This window comes from Rhizobacter sp. (genome assembly GCF_031412075.1).
In the GTDB taxonomy this organism is placed as follows: domain Bacteria; phylum Pseudomonadota; class Gammaproteobacteria; order Burkholderiales; family Burkholderiaceae_C; genus Rhizobacter.
In genome coordinates this window covers 1-17,104 of sequence record NZ_JANOCG010000127.1, presented here as the reverse complement: position 1 = coordinate 17,104, position 17,104 = coordinate 1, and the positions used below count along the sequence as shown (strand labels likewise).

General features: G+C 64.0%; 18 protein-coding genes, 1 tRNA gene, 2 pseudogenes and 1 riboswitch. Of the genes and pseudogenes, 11 read left to right on the top strand and 10 right to left on the bottom strand.

Annotated features, from left to right (window positions below; translation table 11 throughout):
* The 9 genes and pseudogenes from RMO40_RS04660 to RMO40_RS04620 form a co-directional block, all read left to right on the top strand.
* On the top strand, positions 1-1,020 hold a 1,020-nt coding region (locus tag RMO40_RS04660), incomplete at its 5' end, for a DUF3141 domain-containing protein (RefSeq protein ID WP_309716975.1).
* Between the two features lie 3 nt (positions 1,021-1,023).
* On the top strand, positions 1,024-1,962 hold the full coding sequence (locus RMO40_RS04655; RefSeq protein WP_309716971.1) for an SRPBCC family protein: 939 nt from the start codon (positions 1,024-1,026) through the stop codon (positions 1,960-1,962).
* A 20-nt stretch (positions 1,963-1,982) separates the two neighbouring features.
* Positions 1,983-2,615 carry a LemA family protein gene (locus tag RMO40_RS04650; RefSeq protein ID WP_309716967.1) on the top strand — a complete coding sequence of 211 codons (633 nt, stop codon included), beginning with the start codon at positions 1,983-1,985 and terminating at the stop codon, positions 2,613-2,615.
* Positions 2,612-3,481, top strand: coding sequence for a TPM domain-containing protein (locus RMO40_RS04645; RefSeq protein WP_489660105.1), 870 nt, complete (start codon positions 2,612-2,614; stop codon positions 3,479-3,481). The genes RMO40_RS04650 and RMO40_RS04645 overlap by 4 nt, the downstream gene beginning before the upstream one ends.
* Positions 3,482-3,483: 2 nt before the next feature.
* The gene (locus RMO40_RS04640) at positions 3,484-3,981 is read left to right on the top strand and encodes a TPM domain-containing protein (RefSeq protein ID WP_309716964.1); all 498 of its coding nucleotides are present in this window, start codon (positions 3,484-3,486) and stop codon (positions 3,979-3,981) included.
* 19 nt (positions 3,982-4,000) lie between these two features.
* Positions 4,001-4,537, top strand: coding sequence for a hypothetical protein (locus RMO40_RS04635; RefSeq protein WP_309716961.1), 537 nt, complete (start codon positions 4,001-4,003; stop codon positions 4,535-4,537).
* An 18-nt stretch (positions 4,538-4,555) separates the two neighbouring features.
* Positions 4,556-4,636: pseudogene (locus RMO40_RS04630) on the top strand (hypothetical protein); the annotation flags it as partial.
* Between the two features lie 3 nt (positions 4,637-4,639).
* Entirely contained in the window at positions 4,640-5,050 is a 411-nt protein-coding gene (locus tag RMO40_RS25470) for a YncE family protein (protein WP_489660106.1), read from the top strand.
* A pseudogene (locus RMO40_RS04620) lies at positions 5,047-6,302 on the top strand (MFS transporter). Before RMO40_RS25470 ends, RMO40_RS04620 begins: the two are co-directional and overlap by 4 nt.
* Here RMO40_RS04620 and RMO40_RS04615 read toward each other — a convergent pair.
* From RMO40_RS04615 to RMO40_RS04605, 3 genes are all read right to left on the bottom strand, one after another.
* Positions 6,287-7,024 carry a hypothetical protein gene (locus RMO40_RS04615; protein WP_309716956.1) on the bottom strand — a complete coding sequence of 246 codons (738 nt, stop codon included), beginning with the start codon at positions 7,022-7,024 and terminating at the stop codon, positions 6,287-6,289. The pseudogene RMO40_RS04620 and the gene RMO40_RS04615 overlap by 16 nt on opposite strands.
* A gap of 112 nt (positions 7,025-7,136) precedes the next feature.
* Entirely contained in the window at positions 7,137-7,634 is a 498-nt protein-coding gene (locus tag RMO40_RS04610) for a GNAT family N-acetyltransferase (RefSeq protein WP_309716953.1), read from the bottom strand.
* Between the two features lie 8 nt (positions 7,635-7,642).
* Positions 7,643-7,957 (bottom strand): type II toxin -antitoxin system TacA 1-like antitoxin, encoded by a 315-nt coding sequence (locus RMO40_RS04605; protein ID WP_309716950.1) that lies wholly within the window; start codon positions 7,955-7,957, stop codon positions 7,643-7,645.
* Positions 7,958-8,102: 145 nt separating this feature from the next.
* On the opposite strand from RMO40_RS04605, the gene RMO40_RS04600 reads away from it, so the two are divergent.
* A complete protein-coding gene (locus RMO40_RS04600) occupies positions 8,103-9,047 on the top strand; it encodes a hypothetical protein (protein ID WP_309716947.1) in 945 nt (314 codons plus the stop codon).
* Positions 9,044-10,747: an SWIM zinc finger family protein gene (locus RMO40_RS04595; protein ID WP_309716944.1), complete on the top strand. Its 1,704-nt coding sequence runs from the start codon at positions 9,044-9,046 to the stop codon at positions 10,745-10,747. Before RMO40_RS04600 ends, RMO40_RS04595 begins: the two co-directional genes overlap by 4 nt.
* Before the next feature lie 39 nt (positions 10,748-10,786).
* On the opposite strand, the gene RMO40_RS04590 is transcribed toward RMO40_RS04595, so the two are convergent.
* From RMO40_RS04590 to fdxA, 7 genes are all read right to left on the bottom strand, one after another.
* Positions 10,787-11,476 carry a nucleotidyl transferase AbiEii/AbiGii toxin family protein gene (locus RMO40_RS04590; RefSeq protein ID WP_309716941.1) on the bottom strand — a complete coding sequence of 230 codons (690 nt, stop codon included), beginning with the start codon at positions 11,474-11,476 and terminating at the stop codon, positions 10,787-10,789.
* A 158-nt stretch (positions 11,477-11,634) separates the two neighbouring features.
* Positions 11,635-12,258 carry a type IV toxin-antitoxin system AbiEi family antitoxin domain-containing protein gene (locus RMO40_RS04585; protein WP_309716938.1) on the bottom strand — a complete coding sequence of 208 codons (624 nt, stop codon included), beginning with the start codon at positions 12,256-12,258 and terminating at the stop codon, positions 11,635-11,637.
* 190 nt (positions 12,259-12,448) lie between these two features.
* On the bottom strand, positions 12,449-12,658 hold the full coding sequence (locus RMO40_RS04580; RefSeq protein ID WP_309716935.1) for a helix-turn-helix domain-containing protein: 210 nt from the start codon (positions 12,656-12,658) through the stop codon (positions 12,449-12,451).
* Between the two features lie 508 nt (positions 12,659-13,166).
* Positions 13,167-13,242 (bottom strand) — tRNA-Asn (locus tag RMO40_RS04575).
* 35 nt (positions 13,243-13,277) lie between these two features.
* Positions 13,278-15,416 (bottom strand): TonB-dependent siderophore receptor, encoded by a 2,139-nt coding sequence (locus tag RMO40_RS04570; RefSeq protein WP_309716932.1) that lies wholly within the window; start codon positions 15,414-15,416, stop codon positions 13,278-13,280.
* 66 nt (positions 15,417-15,482) lie between these two features.
* A riboswitch (TPP riboswitch) is annotated at positions 15,483-15,599 on the bottom strand.
* A gap of 26 nt (positions 15,600-15,625) precedes the next feature.
* The gene (locus RMO40_RS04565) at positions 15,626-16,708 is read right to left on the bottom strand and encodes an NAD(P)/FAD-dependent oxidoreductase (protein ID WP_309716929.1); all 1,083 of its coding nucleotides are present in this window, start codon (positions 16,706-16,708) and stop codon (positions 15,626-15,628) included.
* Positions 16,709-16,743: 35 nt separating this feature from the next.
* A complete protein-coding gene (gene fdxA / locus RMO40_RS04560) occupies positions 16,744-17,070 on the bottom strand; it encodes a ferredoxin FdxA (RefSeq protein WP_309716926.1) in 327 nt (108 codons plus the stop codon).
* Positions 17,071-17,104 lie beyond the last annotated feature (34 nt).

The following is a 17,104-nucleotide window of genomic DNA, read 5'->3' as shown; positions in this document are numbered from 1 at the left end:
AGCCGTCACCACGGCATGGCGCCCGTGCTCTATGGCAATTGCCAGGCGGGATGGGCTGTGACCCTGCTTGCAGCAGATTGCGAAGGACTCGCAGGCGTCACCGTTCTCAACGGGTCTCCGCTTTCCTATTGGGCGGGCGCTTCCGATGTCAACCCCATGCGTTTGTCGGGCGGCTTGATGGGTGGCAGCTGGATGACCCACCTGCTGGCCGACCTGGGCAACGGCAGGCTCGACGGCGCCTGGCTGGTGCAGAACTTTGAAAACCTGAGCCCGGCGAACACGCTGGTGGACAAGACATACAAGGTCTTCGCCAACATCGACACCGAGCGACAACGCTTCCTGGATTTCGAGCGGTGGTGGACCGGCTACTACTTCCTCGGCCGCGAAGAGATCCTCACGATCATTCAAGACCTGTTCATCGGCAACAAGCTCGAGCGTGGAAAGCTGAAGATCGACGAGCACTGCTTCGGCGACTTGAAGCGCATTCGCAATCCTGTCGTGATCTTTGCGTCCAGTGGCGACAACATTTCGCCGCCCCATCAAGCGCTCAATTGGATCCCGGCGGTCTACCCCACCACGGCCGACCTGAAGAAGGCTCGGCAGCGCATCGTCTACCTGTTGAACCCGCAAGTCGGTCACCTGGGCATTTTTGTTTCTGCAAGCGTGGCAGAACTCGAGCACCGCGCCATTCTGGAAAGTCTTGGCGATCTGGAGGCACTCAAACCCGGGCTGTACGAGATGAAGATCAGCAACCCGACGGGCGACCCCGACTGCCGCAAGCCGCAGTACACGGTTCACTTTGAAGAACTTGAGGTCGAGCAGATTCGATACCCGTACCCGCAACGGTCGTTCGAGAAAGTTCAAGCCGTTTCGGAATGGAACGAACAGCTTTATCAGAACGCGCTGAGCCCTTGGGAGGCCGACACAAGCCAATCGATGTCGCAGTCGCTCGACAGATACCGAGTGGTCAGGGATCGCGCGAGTGAGCAGCTCTTCTCCTTGCTTTATGGAAAGGAATAGATCGTGAAGTCCACTCACCAGGTTTCCAGGTGGATGCTCACGGGCTGCGGCGTTTGGCTCGTGGCATTGGGGGTGTACTTCATCTTTCTGCGCCCCGCCCTGTTGCCTGAAGACCCTCGCTTCATGGGCACCACACTCGAACAGCTCCGGCTTGCCGCGCCCGGCCTCGAGGCTTGGTTGCAGAAGGTGTTCACGGTCATGGGCGGGTTCATGGCCGGGGCGGGCGTGTTGACCGTGCTTGTTGCCACTGTTGCGATGCCGCTGCGGGCCAAGGGCACGTCATGGGCCCTTGCCATTGCGGGCGCATTGACCGTGGTGCTGATGAGTGCCACCAACTTCGCGCTGCATTCCGATTTCAGATGGCTCCTGTTGCTGCCGGCCTTGGTCTGGCTCGCGGGCCTTGTCGTTTATCTCTTGGATCGAAGCGCCAGCTCGCTGATGCTGCGCCACGAAAGCAGCGGGTTTGTCCAGGCACCGGTGGATCGTGTCTTTGCGCTTGTGGACGATCACGCGCGACTGTCTTCGCACATGAGCGAGCCGTCCTGGAAGATGGGCGGTGGCCACATGAAGACTGAACTCGATAAAGGTCTGGGACTGGAGCTTGGGTCTCACATCCGCCTGTCGGGGCGGGTCTTCGGCCTTGACCTGTCGGTCGATGAGATCGTGGTGCAACGTGCGCCTCCCTACCTCAAGGTCTGGAAGACCACCGGCGTGCCAAAACTTCTGGTTGTCGGGCATTACAGGATGGGTTTCGAGCTAACGCCCGAAGGGGATGGTTCAAGGCTGCGCGTCTTCATCGAATACGCGTTGCCGGAAAGCGTGCCCGGTGCCTGGCTCGGTCGCGTGTTCGGCCGGTACTACGCCCAGTGGTGCACCCGCCAGATGGTTGACGATGCCGTCAAGCACTTTCAAATGCCGCCCTCGGCACATCAATTCAATTGATTCCTTTTGGAGAACAGAACATGCGCAAACTGACCACGGCCCTCGCGGCAAGCTTCGTCATCGGCCTGACCGGCTGCGGCTACAACACCTTTCAAACCACCGACGAGCAGGTGAAGGCAGGGTGGTCTGAGGTGGTCAACCAATACCAACGTCGCGCCGACCTGATTCCCAACCTGGTCAACACCGTCAAGGGCGAGGCCAATTTCGAGCAAGACACGCTGACGCAGGTGGTCGAAGCGCGTGCCAAGGCCACGTCGATCCAGGCCACGCCGGAGTTGATCAACGACCCTGCGGCGTTCCAGAAATTCCAGCAGGCGCAGGGGCAGCTGACGGGTGCGCTGTCGAGGCTGATGGTGGTGTCGGAACGGTATCCGAACCTCCGGGCCAACCAGGGCTTCCGGGATCTGTCGGCGCAACTGGAAGGCACCGAGAACCGCATCACCCTGGCCCGCAACAGCTACATCAAGTCGGTGCAGGACTACAACGTGACGGTGCGCTCGTTTCCGTCCAACCTGACGGCGATGGTGTTCGGCTACAAGGAGAAAGCGACCTTCGCCGTCGAGAACGAGAAGGACATCGCCAAGCCGCCCAGTGTCGGGTTCGATGCCGCCCCGGCCAAGCCTGCAGGAGCCGGGTCGGGGGTAGCCAGGTGATCAGGCGCACAGCCTTCGGCACCCTCGGCAGGGCACTGCTGTACGCCAGCGTTGTCGCGTGTGCGCTTGGCTGGCAATCGCGCGCCACCGCGCAGCTGCCCGTCCCGCCGCTGACCGGGCATGTGATCGACCAGACCGGCACCTTGACGGCGGAGCAGAAGGCCACCCTGGAGCAAACGCTGGTCGCCTTCGAAGCGAGGAAGGGCAGCCAACTCGCGGTGTTGATGGTGGCGACCTCGGCGCCCGAAACCATCGAGCAGTACGCCTTGCGCGTGGCCGAGCAGTGGAAGCTCGGGCGAAAGAAGGTGGATGACGGCGCCATCCTGGTTGTTGCCAAGAACGACCGCGCGATGCGCATCGAGGTGGGGTACGGCCTGGAGGGCGCGCTCAACGACCTCACCAGCAAACGCATCATCAGCGAAGCCATCCTGCCGCAGTTTGTGAAGCAGGACTTTGACGCCGGCATCACGGCCGGAGTGGCTCAGATGATCCGCGTGATGGACGGTGATCCACTGCCAGCGCCGAGCAGCAAGCCCTCTGGCGGGGGCATCGGCGAGGGCCAGCAGTACGTTCCCATGCTCTTCATTCTGGCCTTGGCCGTGGGGGGCGTGTTGCGCGCCGCCTTGGGCAAGCTGCCGGGTTCGCTGGCCACCGGAGGCGTGGTTGCCGTGATCGCCTGGTTCGTGGTGGGCGTTTTGCCTGCGGCGCTGACCGCGGGCGTGGTCGCGTTGTTGGTCACCTTGTTTGGCGGCGGCATGGTCGGGCACGGAATGGGCGGGCGCCACGGCGGGGGTGGCCGCGGTGGGGGTGGCTTTGGTGGTGGCGGTGGTGGCTTCGGCGGTGGTGGTGCGTCGGGAAGGTGGTAGCCATGAACATCAAACGAATTTTCAAACACATCTTGGCGACGGATGGGCAAGTGAGCCGTGCCTTCCCGCCCAGCGCGTTGAGCGCCATCGACAAGGCGATCGAGGCCAGCGAGAGCTCGCATGCCGGAGAAATACGGTTCGTTGTGGAAGCGGCCCTGGATGGTTCACCGCTGTTCAAAGGGCAAACGGCGCGAGAGCGCGCGATCGATCTGTTCTCGCAACTGCGCGTGTGGGACACGCAGCACAACACCGGCGTGCTGATCTACCTGCTGATGGCAGATCGGGCCGTGGAGATCGTGGCCGACCGCGGCATCGATGCCAAGGTAGACGCGCAGGAATGGAGCCGCGTGTGCCGCCAGATGGAAACCGCCTTCGGCCAGTCCAACTTTGAAGGCGGTGTGGTAAGTGGCGTGCAAGCGGTGACGCAGCGCCTGGCGCAGCACTTTCCTGCCCAAGGTCACAACAGCAACGAGTTGCCGAACCAGTCTGTGGTTTTGTGACGCTTCAGGAGTTTTTCTCATGCATGCGAACCGAATCAAAAGGTTGTTTGCCGTCACCCAGATCGTCATGCTTGCTGCAGCCGGGCCGGCACTTGCGGCGGCCGGAAAGGTCTACGTGGCCGACGAGCGGGCGAACACGGTCACCGTCATCGACGCTGCCAGCTTCAAGAAGATCGAGAGCATTTCGGTCGGGCAGGGCCCGCACAACGTCCAGGTCTCACCCGATGGCAAGTGGCTCTGGGTCACCAACAACGGCGAGCCCGGCATGGCAGCCGAAAAAATGCCAGCAGGAAAGATGCCAAAAGGTGAGCACGCAGCGATGGGCGGGGCCGGAGCGGTGTGGGTCATCGACACCGCCAGCAACAAGGTGGTGGCCAAGGTGCCGGTCGGCAAGCACCCCGCGCACGTGGTGGTGTCGGGGGATGGGCGCACCGCCTACATCACCAATGGCACAGACAACACGGTCAGCGTGGTGGACACCGCGACCCAGCGTGTCAGCGACGTCATCGCGGTCGGGTTGGCGCCCCACGGCCTTCGGATCAGCCCCGATGGCTAGCAGGCGTGGGTCGCCAACCTCAAGGCGGGCACGGTGTCGGTGATCGAAACGGCCAGTCGCAAGCAGGTCGCCGAGATCGCCGTCGGCAAGGGCCCGGCGCAGGTGGGCTTCACGCCGGATGGCCGGTTTGGCTTTGTGTCCTTGTCGCAGGAGAACCAGCTTGCGGTGATCGATTTTGCGAGCCGCCAGGTGATTCGCAAACTTGTTGTGGGCACCGTGCCGATCCAGTTGTACGCCACGCCCGACAGCGCGCTCGTCCTGGTCGCGAACCAGGGCACACCGAAGAAGCCTGGCTCCACGGTCAGCGTCATCGACCTTGCCACCATGAAGGTGGCCGCAACGATCAAGACCGGGGCGGGCGCGCACGGCGTGGTGATTGATCGCGAGGGGCGTCATGCCTTCGTGACCAACACGTTTGCAAACACCGTGTCGGTCATCGACATTGCCGCACGCAAGGTCGTCTCAACGGTCGCGGTGGGCAACGGCCCGAACGGCATCAGCGTGGGCCCATGACCACACTGCGCCCCGTGCAACTGGCATGGCTGGCGGCGGCGGTTGTCGTCGTCTCTGCCGGCTACGGGGCGCTCTTGCCGGTGCTGCCAGGGTGGCTGGCTTCGTTGCTGCCCGGCGCCAACGCCAGCGAGGTCGGCCGTCACGTGGGCTTTTTAAGCGGTGTGTATGCGGCCGGCGTGCTGTTGGGGGCGCCCCTCTGGGGCATCGCGGCGGATCGTGTCGGGCGCGGCCGAATCTTGATCTTTGGGCTCGTGGGGTATGTCGCGAGCCTGTTGCTGCTGCTGGTTCCGGCCTTGGCCGCCTTGTGGGGCATCTACGCGTTGCGCGGCGCGACGGGTTTTTTGTCGCTGCGGTCGTCCCGGTGGTCGCAGCTCTGGTGGCGCAACACACGCCTGAGGCGAAGCGGGCGCGACGTTTCGCCTGGCTGGGCGCCATGTCCTTGCTTGGATTTCTGTTCGGGCCCGCACTCAGTGAAGTGGCTGGCGGCCTCGGGGCGTGGATAGCTGACGGAGTTGTGTCTCCGCTGGTGACTGCGCGCGTCGTGCTGATCCTGTCTGCGTTGCTGGGCGGGTTGATCATGCTCGGGTTGGCCGTCACCTTGCCTGCGTCTCCCGACACGCGTGAGGCACATCAGCGCAAGGCGGTGAGTTCCGCACAAGGCCGCCCTGCCGCGCTGTTGTGGCTGAGCGCGGTGGTGATGTTCGTACTGGCCGGCTTTGAATTGGGGCTTGTGCTGCAGCAGGGGCCTCAGCAAGGCGGTCGGTCATCCCGAGAGGCGGCCATCATGTTGGCCCAGTGCAGCCTGGTCATGCTCGGGGTCAATGCGCTGCTCTTCATCACGTCGCTGCTCGAAAAGATTGCGGCGCAACACCTGATCGGTACCGGGTTGCTTCTCGCAATCATTGGCTTGGTCGTGCTGGCGGCAGATCGCTCTGATGGCTGGATGTACCTCGGCGTGAGCCTGACTTCAGCCGGCACGGGACTTGTGCTGCCGGTCGTCGCCTATCTGGCGGCCGGTGCTTCGCCGCAGAAGCTGGGTGTTGTGATGGGCGGCCTGGCGGCTGCGTCCGGCCTCGGCCAGATGCTCGGCTCGGCCGCAGGGGGCTGGCTTTTCGGCACACTGGCCAACCGCAGCTTTGGCTGGCTGACACTGCCCTTGGTGGCCATGATGGTGATGGTGTTTGCGAGACCGGGGTGGTGGGCGAGCGGTGTTGTGCCCCAAAGCGGTGGATCGCTTCAGCCCAAGAGGTAGCCGAGCAGCGCGAGCGCAAAGACGATCGCTCCCACAAGCCACATGGTTCGATTGGCCTGCTGTCGATCTGCGAGGGCGCTGACGCTGTCGGCTCGGTATTCAAACTGGCCGTTGAGCGCGCCGAACGCTGTTGCAAAGCGCTCATCGCGCATCGTGCACACGAACCTGGGCGACTCGAAAGCCGGTGCGATGTCGTCGCTGAAGTCGAAGGCCTTGGTCATCTCGGTGGCCGGAGCGACCCGAAGGTGCTGCGTCCCCTGCCAGACGTGACGTCGTTGCGACCAGGCAATCAAGGCAAAAAATGCCGCGACAACAACGAATATGCCAAGTGCATCGAAGCGCCCCTTGATCAACTCCTTCAACGCCAGGTAGACCACAAACAATGCTGCGACGGCCGGCAACACCGCGCCCAACATGTCGCCGGTGGCAAAGCTTGATAGCACCTTGTACAACTGGCTGCGAGGAGCGGCTTGCTGGTGATGGAGCGCAGCACACCCACTACAGATGGGCACGCGAACGCTTGTCACCACATATTCGGTTGGGGCGTCGCCGTGAACCCGTCGGAATACCTTGGCGTACTCGATCGAGTCTGAAGCCGAGTTTCCGCAGTTGGGGCAGAGCGGTGGGAAGCTGAGTGAACTGGGGCTGCCCTGCAAGGTGAAGCGATGGGAATGCTCCACGATCTGAGAGTCCAGCAACCCCAGGTCAGAACGTTCGGTCATCGCTTACTGCCTTTCGGGAGCGGAAGAGTCTCTGTTTGTGCCGCAAGGGTGCCGTTTTCAAGGTGTTTTTTCGAAGTCACGGCACAAATCCGTCACAGCGATCAGGCAACGACTAAGGCTCCCGCAGCGCTCGATTCACCGTGGCCAGCATCAGGCACAGCGTCATGGGCTTGACGGGCGACTCGATGAAGCCGCGCGAGAGGTAGAAGCGTAGCGCCTGCTCTGAGATGGCGTGCACAAGCAGCGCGGTGATGCCGGCAATCTCAGCGGCCTGGATCGCACGCCGGATGGCGTCATTCAGCAAGGCAGTGCCGATGCCCTTCTGGTGTCGGTCCCGGTGAATCGCCAGGCGGCCAAGGACGAGCACGGGCACCGGGTCGGGCCGGTTTCGTTTCATGGTGGCAGGCGCTTCGGCATGACCCACAGCGCCCGCGGCAAGACAGTAGTAGGCGATCACGGTGTCGTCTTCACACACGACGTAGGTGCGCGAAGAGCCGTTGGCCTGGTTCTTGGCTGCGCGGCGTTTCAGCCATTCGTTCAGTGAGGGTTCGCCGCAATCGAAGTCGGCGAGTTGGTGATGGTCAGCCAGCGGCTGCGGTGCCGAGAGCATCGGCGTCGTCACTTAGCCCGTCGACCTGTGGCCTTGCCCGTTGGGGCGATCGTGTCCCACGGCGCGCGGGCCTTGAGGGTGCGGCGCAAGCGGTCCGTGGGCGCAGGCGGCTTGTCGAGCATGGCCTGGAACGCGGCAAAGCTTTTCGCATCGAGCGCGAAATAGGTCTGGTCGAGAAGCACGTCTTCGGCCTGCCGGCAGGCGGCCTCAAGCATGAAGTCAGAGCGGCTGCGGCCCAGGCGATCAGCGGCTTGGTCGATCAAGTCGCGTTGGCCTGCCTTGGCGCGGATGCTGATCGTGACAGGGTCCTGAGCTTGGGCCATGAGGCACCTTTCGTGTACTGCAGACGTGATGCCGGAATTGTATGTCACTTGTCCATACATCGGCACACCGAGGCATCCCCCCGTCGCCTGCTGCGAAGCCGTGCAGCACATCTGACCCACACCGCGGGGGCAGAATGCCGGAGCCATGCAACACCTGATCCTGCGCCCGGGCCCTGAGCTGGCCCTTCGTGAATTCCGACCAGAACAGGACGACCTGGGGCGTCGGCCGAATGAGCACGACGTCACCGAACGTGCACATGAGTTCCTGTTCGAACCCGTCACCCTTCACGGCGACACGACACTGGCCGACATCTTCGGGCTGATCGAGGCCAGCCCACTCTTGAAGCACGTGTACCGGTCGGCGTTTGTCGAGGAACTCTGTGCCGAAGCGAACAAGGGCGCGGTCAGCGATGCGCTACAGCCGCTGCACGAGTGCATCGAGTATCTGGAGTTGTATGCGCAATGGGCTCTGGACACACACACCCAAACGTACAGCGGCACGACGCGGTTGGGCTTGCACGGCGTGGGGCCGGTGCTGCAGGAGGACCACCCCGAGGAGCACAAGCGCAAGGGCGAGCGTATCGAGTGGAGCGTGTCGCTGACGCCGTTGCGCGACTTGCTGGCCGTGCCCGTGCGCGTGAACCATGAGGAGCGAATCACCGAGGGCGACCAAGCGGCCCAGGCGTGGATGCAGGAGATCAGGCGTGCGCAGGTGGAGGACGTGACGCTGGGCCAGGTGCTCGAAGGGCTGCTGTGGGAACTGTCGTTCCATGGCGGCCCAGGCGAGCAGGAAGCTGTGGCCGAAGACCTGCGGCAGCGCGTGGCTGAGGTGCGTGGCGGAACCGCCGAAACAGTGTCATCAGATGATCTCTTCGAGCGCCTGGATGTGCCCCGCTGCGCAGCCATGTTCGACGACCTCGGTGGTCATCGGCCGCGCGAGATCGGCCAGGCCTTGCACAACATTGGCGATGCCGAGAACGCAGTTCAGTGGATCGAGCAGAAGTTCGAGGGCCGGGTGCGCGTCAAGGCCGACTACCGTGAGCTGAACGGGCGGGAGTTCCGTCGGGCCTACCAGTCGGGGCGGGTATGAGTGATGCGCCCGGCGAGGACTTGCTCACTGCGCTGAGCGATGCGGCCCTGAGGCGTGCCAGCAGCGCGGCCATCTTCCAGCGTGGCCAGGCTTATGCCCGGTCGGATGTGGTTCAGGTGCTAGAGGAAGAGACCGGGCAGATGCCTGCCGCCCGCGCCACGGTGATGGGCACGCAGCCCTATGAGGTCGAAGTCTGGGTGGACGAGGGCGAACTGGGTGGTCTGTGCGATTGCCCCCACGCCGAGGACGGCTGGTTCTGCAAGCACCAGGTGGCACTGGCCCTTGTATGGCGTGGCCGTCTCGGAGGCGAGCTGCCGGTGCCTGACGAAGCGGCGCGCAAGAAGATGGCCTCTGCCACTGCGCCTGCTGCAAAACGGGCCCGCACGATCGAGGATCGTCGGGAGGCGCTGGCCGAGTTCCTGCGCGGGCAGGATGCCCAAGTGCTGGTGCAGCGCCTGCTTGACATGGCCGATCGTGACGGCGCCATCGAGCGTGAACTGCAGCAGTGGCGCAAGCTCAGCGAGCTGAAGCGCGGTGCTGCCAGCCTGACCGAGCTGAAGGCACTGGCCACGCAGATCCTCGCGTCGGGCCGCGACTTCCTGGACTGGCGCCCGACTTCTGCCTTTGCGCAGCGTGCTGCCGACGTGCTGCCGCTGCTGGCGCAGACCCGCGCCCGCAGCGCAGAAGACGCCCTGACCCTGGGCCTGCACGCGCTGCGCCGCGCCTGGGCCGCGATGGAGCAGGCCGATGACTCTGACGGCGACATCGGCGGCCTCGTTCGGGCCATTGGCGACGAATGGCTCGAAGCCCTGCGCACGGCGGGCGCGCGACCCGCGGCCTTCGGCGAGAGCTATCTGCAGCTGTTGCTGGACGACCCGATGACGAGCTTTGACCCGGCAGCGGCCGAGGCGGCGATGGGCGATGCAGCGCGTGCACGCTTCACCCGCTGTCTGGCAGAGCGCTGGCGAGCCGCGAAAGATGTGGTGATGGCCGCACGGGCCGCCCACGCCGCCAAGGTGGCCGAGGCCCGCCGGCTGCGGCGCCGCGAGCCCTACTACGACCGCAGCAACGAGCGACCTGCCGGGCTCTTCATGCTTGAGCACCTGTACCTGGCGCATCTGGAAGACGACGGCGATGTCGATGGCGCCTTGGCGGTGCTGCGCGAGGATCTGCCGGACCCTGTCGCCTACGCGGCCGTGACGGCCTTCCTGGAACGCCACGGCCGCCTGCGTGAAGCCTTCGCCAATGCCGAAGCTGCGCTGAAGGCTTTTCCGGACGACGAGCGGCTGCAGGTCGACATGCTGCGTTGTTTTGAGCGCGATGGCTGGGGTCAGGAGGCGCTGGCCTTGCGCCGGCTTCGCTTCGAACGCTGGCCCAGTGTCGAGGGCTACCGCGATCCGCTGCATGCCGGGGCCCTGGCTGGCCGTGATGCCGAAGCCCTGCGCACCGAACTGCCCGGCACGCTGCTCACGCTGGCACGTCACCTCGGCACGGAGCACCGGGCCCAACGCACCGAGCTGCTGCGGCGCGTGCTGGCGCGAGCCATGCAGACGGCCAGCAGCCCTTACCGTGGCGAGTTGCAACTGGTCGAGGAAATTTGCGGCCTGCTCGATCCTGCCGCACGCCTGGCTTGGCTGGTCAGCCTGCGCGCCGAGTTCAAGGCCAAGCGCAACTTCGTCGCAGGGTTGCCGGTGCGTTGAGGTCTCTGCGCATGGGCCGACGATCATGCGCCGTGACGGCTACGTGCGAGTGATACCGACATGCTGCGCCCGCTCGCGGATGGTGTTGATCACGTCGCGCAGATCCATCGGCTCAAGCTTGTTCTTGTTCAGGAACGCTCGCCACTGCAGCTGCTTCCTTGCGTCGTTGGCGAATACATCGCTCAGGCCGATCGGCTGGGCGCTGGGCAGGTCGGTTTGCCGGCGGGCGAAGGTCGCTTCGACGGCGCGCCGCAGTTCTGAGTCGTCCAGCGTGGTGTCGCGCAGCAGCACCCAGAGGTCGAAGAAGTCCTTCATGCGGGTGTTGGTCATGCCCAGCACGGTCACGGCGTGCAGCTTCTCGGCGACGACCGTGGCCTTGGGGTAGGCACGCAGTGTCGGCGCGGGTACATCGGGCAGCAGGGTCGGGTAGGTGATGGGCTGCGGTGCGGGCGTGACCGCATCGCCGAAGCCGATGTCGATCTGCAGGGCCAGTCGTGCGCGGTCGAGGGTGGCGCGCAGATCGATGCGGACGCCTCCATAGCCGGCCTCCTTGCGGATCTCGCTGCCGGCGACCGATCCGGGGTCGAACACGATGCCGTCGTCCACCGCGATGCCGCAGATGGATCGGAACACACCGACCAGCGTGGGCACGTCGTCCGGGCCGAATCCGAGCAGGTCGGCATCGCGTGTCGGTCGATGCGCCTGGCCGTACCAGAGCTGGAACAGCAATGCACTCTTGAACAGGAAGTTCGGTGCGTGCTCGGAGATGGACAGCCGGTACAGCTGGCGTTCCAGGCCTTACCGGGTCAAAGTCAGGTTGAAGTCTTGCTTCGACGTGTCGGTGTGCTGCTTGAGCCTTGCACGAATGGACGCGGCGCGGTTGGCCGTCATGCCGCGATGGCCTCGATGTAGGGCCGCATCACATTGGCCACGCGGCCGCGCGTGGCGTGGAGCCACAGATTGTCGAGCGTGAATTTTCTCTGGCTCCACCCGTCGCGAAGTGCTTCGAGTGCGACGTCCAGGCCGATCTTGTTGCGGAACTTGAAGCAGTCAACGATGGTCCGGGCTGCATTGAAGATGGGCACCTCGACGCCGTCGATGTTCAGGCGTTCGACGCCGTCGGCCCGCGCTTCGTCAGACATTCGCACGACACGGATGGCCGGCTGATCCAGCCGAGGGCTCACCATGTGCTGCGGGATCGCGATCCAGACCTCGAAGGGTGCCTGGGTACCGATCTCGTGGACTCGCAGCGCGGACAGCAGGCAGACCACGCCCTTGGGCACGCGCGCCGAGACTTCCGCCAGTGAGCGGTGTTCACTGACCGCCGCGCCGGGCAGGCCGTACAGGCCTCGCGCCACGCGCTCGAGTTTGCCGGCCTGAACCAGCCGTGTCAGAGCGATCGTCGGCAGGCCTTGCTGTGCTACGTCACGCGCGCGCAGCAGGGTTCGGGCGCGTGTGAGGCGCAGCACCTGCTGTTCGTGGGTGGTGGATGCGGCAGCGGTGGCCTTCATGCACGCAACTTGTTGCGAAAACACTGTGAAAGTCAATTATTAAAGTGCAAATGCAACATGATTGCCTTTGAATTTCTGGCGTTCCCCAACGCGCGTACTGGACGCGCCTGACCGCTGAGCCTGACCCCCGGACAACACAGCTGGAGAGCGCAGCACACCAACGCAGCCCTTGAACCAACGCAACCGCAGACTACAAACGCGAGTTGAGCACCAGCTCAGAAAGCGATATGCCCAGCGCAGCGGCAACACGGTGCATGGCCATCAACCCGACATTCTGCTCGCCACGCTCAATGCTCGACATGTACGAACGATCGATCACGGCCAAGTGAGCCAGCTCTTCCTGCGATATGCCGCGGTCGGCGCGCGGCTGCTTCACGAAATGCCCGAATGCCACCAACACAGGGTGGCCAGAGTGGCTGGGCGAGGCGCGAGGCATGTCAAATGATCAAGAGTTGACGTCTTTCACACCGCGGACGATCTTCCACATACCAACAGTCTATGAACGACATCAACACCCCTTCCACCACGGGCCTGAGTGACTCAACTGAACGCACTGGGTACCGTCTGCAAGCCATACCGTTTGCGTCTGAACGCAACCTCAGCTGGCCGGATCGGGGAACGCTTCGCGCAACGCTCGCTTGAAGAGATGCCTGCCGTCGCCCACAAGCACGATGTTTCGCGCGCAGTTGCCCCGTGCTGACCAGGTTCCTGGCGGTCGAGTAGTTGATGCCCAGCAGCGTTGCTTCGGCACCGACTGCATTTCTGAAGGCCAGAACCTGCAGGACTGCGACTACGTCACCGGCGTCGCACGGCGCTGCTACTGACATCCTGCGACACGGAGTTCCAGAAAGCAAAAAGCCCAACCTATAAGGGGTGGGCTAAGTGCTTGCGCCGTAACGCGTTATTGGTGGCTCCTCGACCTGGGCTCGAACCAGGGACCTACGGATTAACAGTCCGGCGCTCTACCAACTGAGCTATCGAGGAACAGCCTCGCATTATAGCTGGAGTTTTTAGGCCGCTTACAGACTCACTTCCACTGAAAGGCGGATGGTGCGCGCAGCCAGCGGGTAGAGGTAGACGTGGCCGAACTGGAATGGCGATTCGCGCCAGGCGCGACGGTCGAACAAGTTGTCGACACCGGCGCGCCAGACGAGGCTGCCGCTGTCGAGCTTCTGTTCATAACGCGCCGACAGATCGGCCACGCCATAGCCTGGAATGCTCACGCTGTTGTCGGCCAGCACCATGCGGTTGCTCACGCCCAGCGCGTCGGCTTGCACGCTCAGGCCGGGCAGCGCGGGCACCAGGTAGCGAGCCTGCAGCTTGAGGGTGCGCTCGGGCACGTTGGTCGGGCGCTTGCCGTTGGCGTCTGGTGTGGCGACGCTGCCGTGGCGGCGCGCATGCAGGGCTTGTGCGCCGCCTTGAAACACCCAGGCGCCGGTGCGCCATGCCGCGTTGGCCTCGATGCCCTGGTGCTGAGCATCTCCGTCTTCACCGCGCAATCTGTCCTTGTCTCCCCAGGTCGGGCGAACGATGCTGAACCACGCGAAGCCCCAGTTCGCATTGGGCGTGCCGACCTTCAGCCCGGCTTCGAGCTGCTGGCTCTTGGCCGCGGGCAGGGCCTCGCCGGGGTTGTCGTAGAGGCTCGAGCGGTTGGGCACCACCTCGCTTTCAACACCCTGGCCCCAGTTGGCGTACAGCATCTGGTCGGGCGCGAAGGTGTAGCTCGCAGCAACCCACGGGGTGCTGAACGATTGCGGGTAGCTGGTGGGGCCAGAGCCGTTCGTGCGCACCGATTCGCGCTTCAGTTGCGTGTAGCGCAGGCCCAGCCACAGGGTGAGGTTGTCGTTGAGCTTCACGGCGTCGCGCACGAACAGCTCAGTTGAGCGCTCGTCGCGGTTGGTGCCGGTGTCGTTGAGGCTGTTATTGGGGTAGGTGGCCAGCGTGCCATCGACATTGCCAACGCCTGAGGGAACGGACTCGAACGGGTTGGCGAAGCTGCGGTCGTAGGTCTGTGCGCCGAAGCGGTTCTTGACCTTGCTGAACAGGGTACCGACCGACCAGGTGTGTTGCAGGCCACCGGTCTTGGTTTCGCCGTGTGCCGCCAGCTCTAGCGAGTCGGTGCGGCGGCGCTCGTTTTCGCTGCGGAAGTCATACAAGTCGTAGGTGCCGTCGCTGCAGTAGCGGTCGTAGTTGCCTTCGGCGCCGCATCCATACGGGAAGGCCAAGCGGTCGTCGGTGCGCAGGCGCTGCGTGGCGGCGTGTGCGCTCAAGCGCCAGCCATCGAGCTTGTGCGTGGCGCGCAGCGAGCCAGTGTTGGCGTCCATCACGACCGGCTGTGACCAGGCTTGGTTGTTGAGGTTGATGCGCGGGTCGACGGGCGCCGGCACGTTCGGCCCGAGCAGGCTGAAGCCGGGTTGGCTGGGCTGTGAGCGGTGGCTGGTTTCGAACTCGGCTTCGATCAGCGTGGCGGCGCCGAGACGCCAATCGCCGGCGGCCGCGAGCAGGTGGCGTTTGCCTTTGGCGCTGTAGAGGTGGGGATCGAGCCGGTCGTAGGCTGCGTTCACCCGCATGCCAAAGGCGTTTTGCACGCCGAAGCGCTGGCTGATGTCGACGGCGCCACCCACCGAGCCGGGCTCGCGCCAGCCGAGTTGGGCACTGCGGATCGGCGAATCAGTCGGGCGCTTGACGACCAGGTTGAGCAGGCCGCCCGGCGCGCTGGTGCCGGCCTGCATGCCGCTGGCCCCCTTCAGCAACTCGACGCGCTCCTTGTTCTGCAGCGGGATCGTGGTTTCGGCGTTGATCGGCAGGCCGTCACGGCGGTAGTTGAAGCGGTTGTCGAGCACGAAGCCGCGCACGGTGAGGAAATCCCAGTAGCCCTCGGCGTTGTAGGCATCGCTGACCGATGGGTCGATGCGTGCGATGTCGGCAATGCGTTGCACGTCGCGGTCGCGCAGCTGCGTGTTTGAAAACACGCTGGCTTGCAGTGGTGTCTGCGACAGCGGGATGTCGCCCCAGCCCGACACGCTGGCCACTGGCTCGGCGCGGCCGGTGACGGTGACAGGTGCGAGCGTGCTTTGTGCGTGGGCGCCCGCCGCGACGCAAAGCGCGGCGGCAGCAATGGGTGTAGGAGAAAAGCGGAATGAGCGAATGGTTGCCATCGTGGTGTCCAGAAAAAATCGATGGCAGGTCGGCGGGCACGAACCACAACGCCGTGAGAACGGCCCGGGCTTGGGTGCTTGCTTCCCTGCGCGAGGATTACCTCAATCAGGTTCAAAGGGACTCTCTCAGTCAAACACCCCGTCTTGTTTCAGACAGGGTGCTCAACACCCCTAGCGAGTGCTGCGCAGAACGCGCAGCGGGCGGATTATCAGTCGAAAGTGGGCGTCTCCACGCCAAGCACCTTGTGCAGCTTCGGGCTGGTGGTCGTGTACTGCAGGTGGATGCGATTGTCAGGGAAGATGTACGGCGCCGCGCCAACGGCCGCGAGCGCCGCCTCGTTGAAGCCTGACAGGATCAGCTTTTTTTTGCCCGGGTAGGTGTTGACGTCGCCCACAGCAAAGATACCGGGTGTGCTGGTCTCGAACTTCTCGGTGTCGACGACGATCTGCTTGCGCTCCAGGCTCAAGCCCCATTCGGCGATGGGGCCAAGCTTCGGTGAGAGCCCGAAAAAAACCATCAACACATCGAGCGGTACCAGGCGCGTGATGCCGTCGCTGCCGGTGACCTTGAGGTGGGTGAGCTTGCCGTCGGCCTCTTCGATGCCGGTGACTTGTCCGACGAGAAATTGCATCTCATACGCGTCACACAGCTCGCGCATCTTGGCCACGCTGGCAGGTGCCGCCTTGAAGCCATCGCGCCGGTGGATCAGGATCACGCTCTGGGCCTTGTGGGGGCCTTCTTGCACGAAGTTGAGAGACCAGTCGAGCGCCGAGTCGCCGCCGCCCACGATCACCAGATTTTTGCGGGCGAACTGCGAAGGGTTCTTGACGCGGTAGTGCAGCTGGGTGCCGTCATATTTTTCAAGCCCGTCTACGCGCAGAAGGCGCGGCTGGAACGAGCCGACACCGCCGGCGATGAAGATGGTCTTGGTGAGAAAGAGTGTGCCCTTGGACGTTTCCACATAGAAGCGGCCATCGTCCTGCTTTTGCACCACGGTGACTTCTTGCCCCAGGTGGAAGGTCGCGCCAAAGGGTTCGATCTGCTTGAGCAGGTTGTCGGTGAGCTCCTTGCCGGTGCACACCGGCACGGCCGGGATGTCGTAAATCGGTTTGTCGGGATAGAGCTCGATGCACTGGCCGCCCGGGTAGGCGAGCGAGTCGATGATGTGGGCCTTGATCTCCAGCAGGCCCAACTCGAACACCTGGAACAGGCCGACGGGACCCGCGCCCACGATGACCGCATCGGTTTCGATGGGGCCGTCGTGCGAACCAGCGGTTTGGGTGATCTCCACGTTGAGGTTCGATTCCCTGGCCTCGCGCCGGGGTGTTACTTGATCAGCTCCGACAGCTTGCCGGTCTTGTCTTTCCAGTCGTCGGCGTCGGGCAGTGGGGTCTTGCGCTTGGTGATGCTGGGCCAGCCACTCTTGGCGAGGTCGGCGTTGATCTTGATCATGTGTTGCTGATCGCCCGGCACGTCTTCCTCCGGCATGATCGCGTTGACCGGGCACTCGGGGATGCACACCGCGCAGTCGATGCACTCATCGGGGTCGATGGTCAGGAAGTTCGGGCCTTCGCGGAAGCAATCAACGGGACAGACGTCCACGCAGTCGGTGTATTTGCAGCGGATGCAGGCTTCGGTGACGACGTGGGTCATGGCTCTTGCTTTGAAGAAGTGACGGATGAGGGGG

Bases quoted from the DNA above. Each gene is read 5' to 3' on its own strand.
- RMO40_RS04650 (WP_309716967.1), top strand. From the start codon at position 1,983: ATGCGCAAACTGACCACGGCCCTCGCGGCAAGCTTCGTCATCGGCCTG.
- RMO40_RS04640 (WP_309716964.1), top strand. From the start codon at position 3,484: ATGAACATCAAACGAATTTTCAAACACATCTTGGCGACGGATGGGCAA.
- RMO40_RS04635 (WP_309716961.1), top strand. From the start codon at position 4,001: ATGCATGCGAACCGAATCAAAAGGTTGTTTGCCGTCACCCAGATCGTC.
- RMO40_RS04615 (WP_309716956.1), bottom strand. From the start codon at position 7,024: ATGACCGAACGTTCTGACCTGGGGTTGCTGGACTCTCAGATCGTGGAG.
- RMO40_RS04610 (WP_309716953.1), bottom strand. From the start codon at position 7,634: ATGCTCTCGGCACCGCAGCCGCTGGCTGACCATCACCAACTCGCCGAC.
- RMO40_RS04605 (WP_309716950.1), bottom strand. From the start codon at position 7,957: ATGGCCCAAGCTCAGGACCCTGTCACGATCAGCATCCGCGCCAAGGCA.
- RMO40_RS04600 (WP_309716947.1), top strand. From the start codon at position 8,103: ATGCAACACCTGATCCTGCGCCCGGGCCCTGAGCTGGCCCTTCGTGAA.
- RMO40_RS04595 (WP_309716944.1), top strand. From the start codon at position 9,044: ATGAGTGATGCGCCCGGCGAGGACTTGCTCACTGCGCTGAGCGATGCG.
- RMO40_RS04585 (WP_309716938.1), bottom strand. From the start codon at position 12,258: ATGAAGGCCACCGCTGCCGCATCCACCACCCACGAACAGCAGGTGCTG.
- RMO40_RS04570 (WP_309716932.1), bottom strand. From the start codon at position 15,416: ATGGCAACCATTCGCTCATTCCGCTTTTCTCCTACACCCATTGCTGCC.
- fdxA (WP_309716926.1), bottom strand. From the start codon at position 17,070: ATGACCCACGTCGTCACCGAAGCCTGCATCCGCTGCAAATACACCGAC.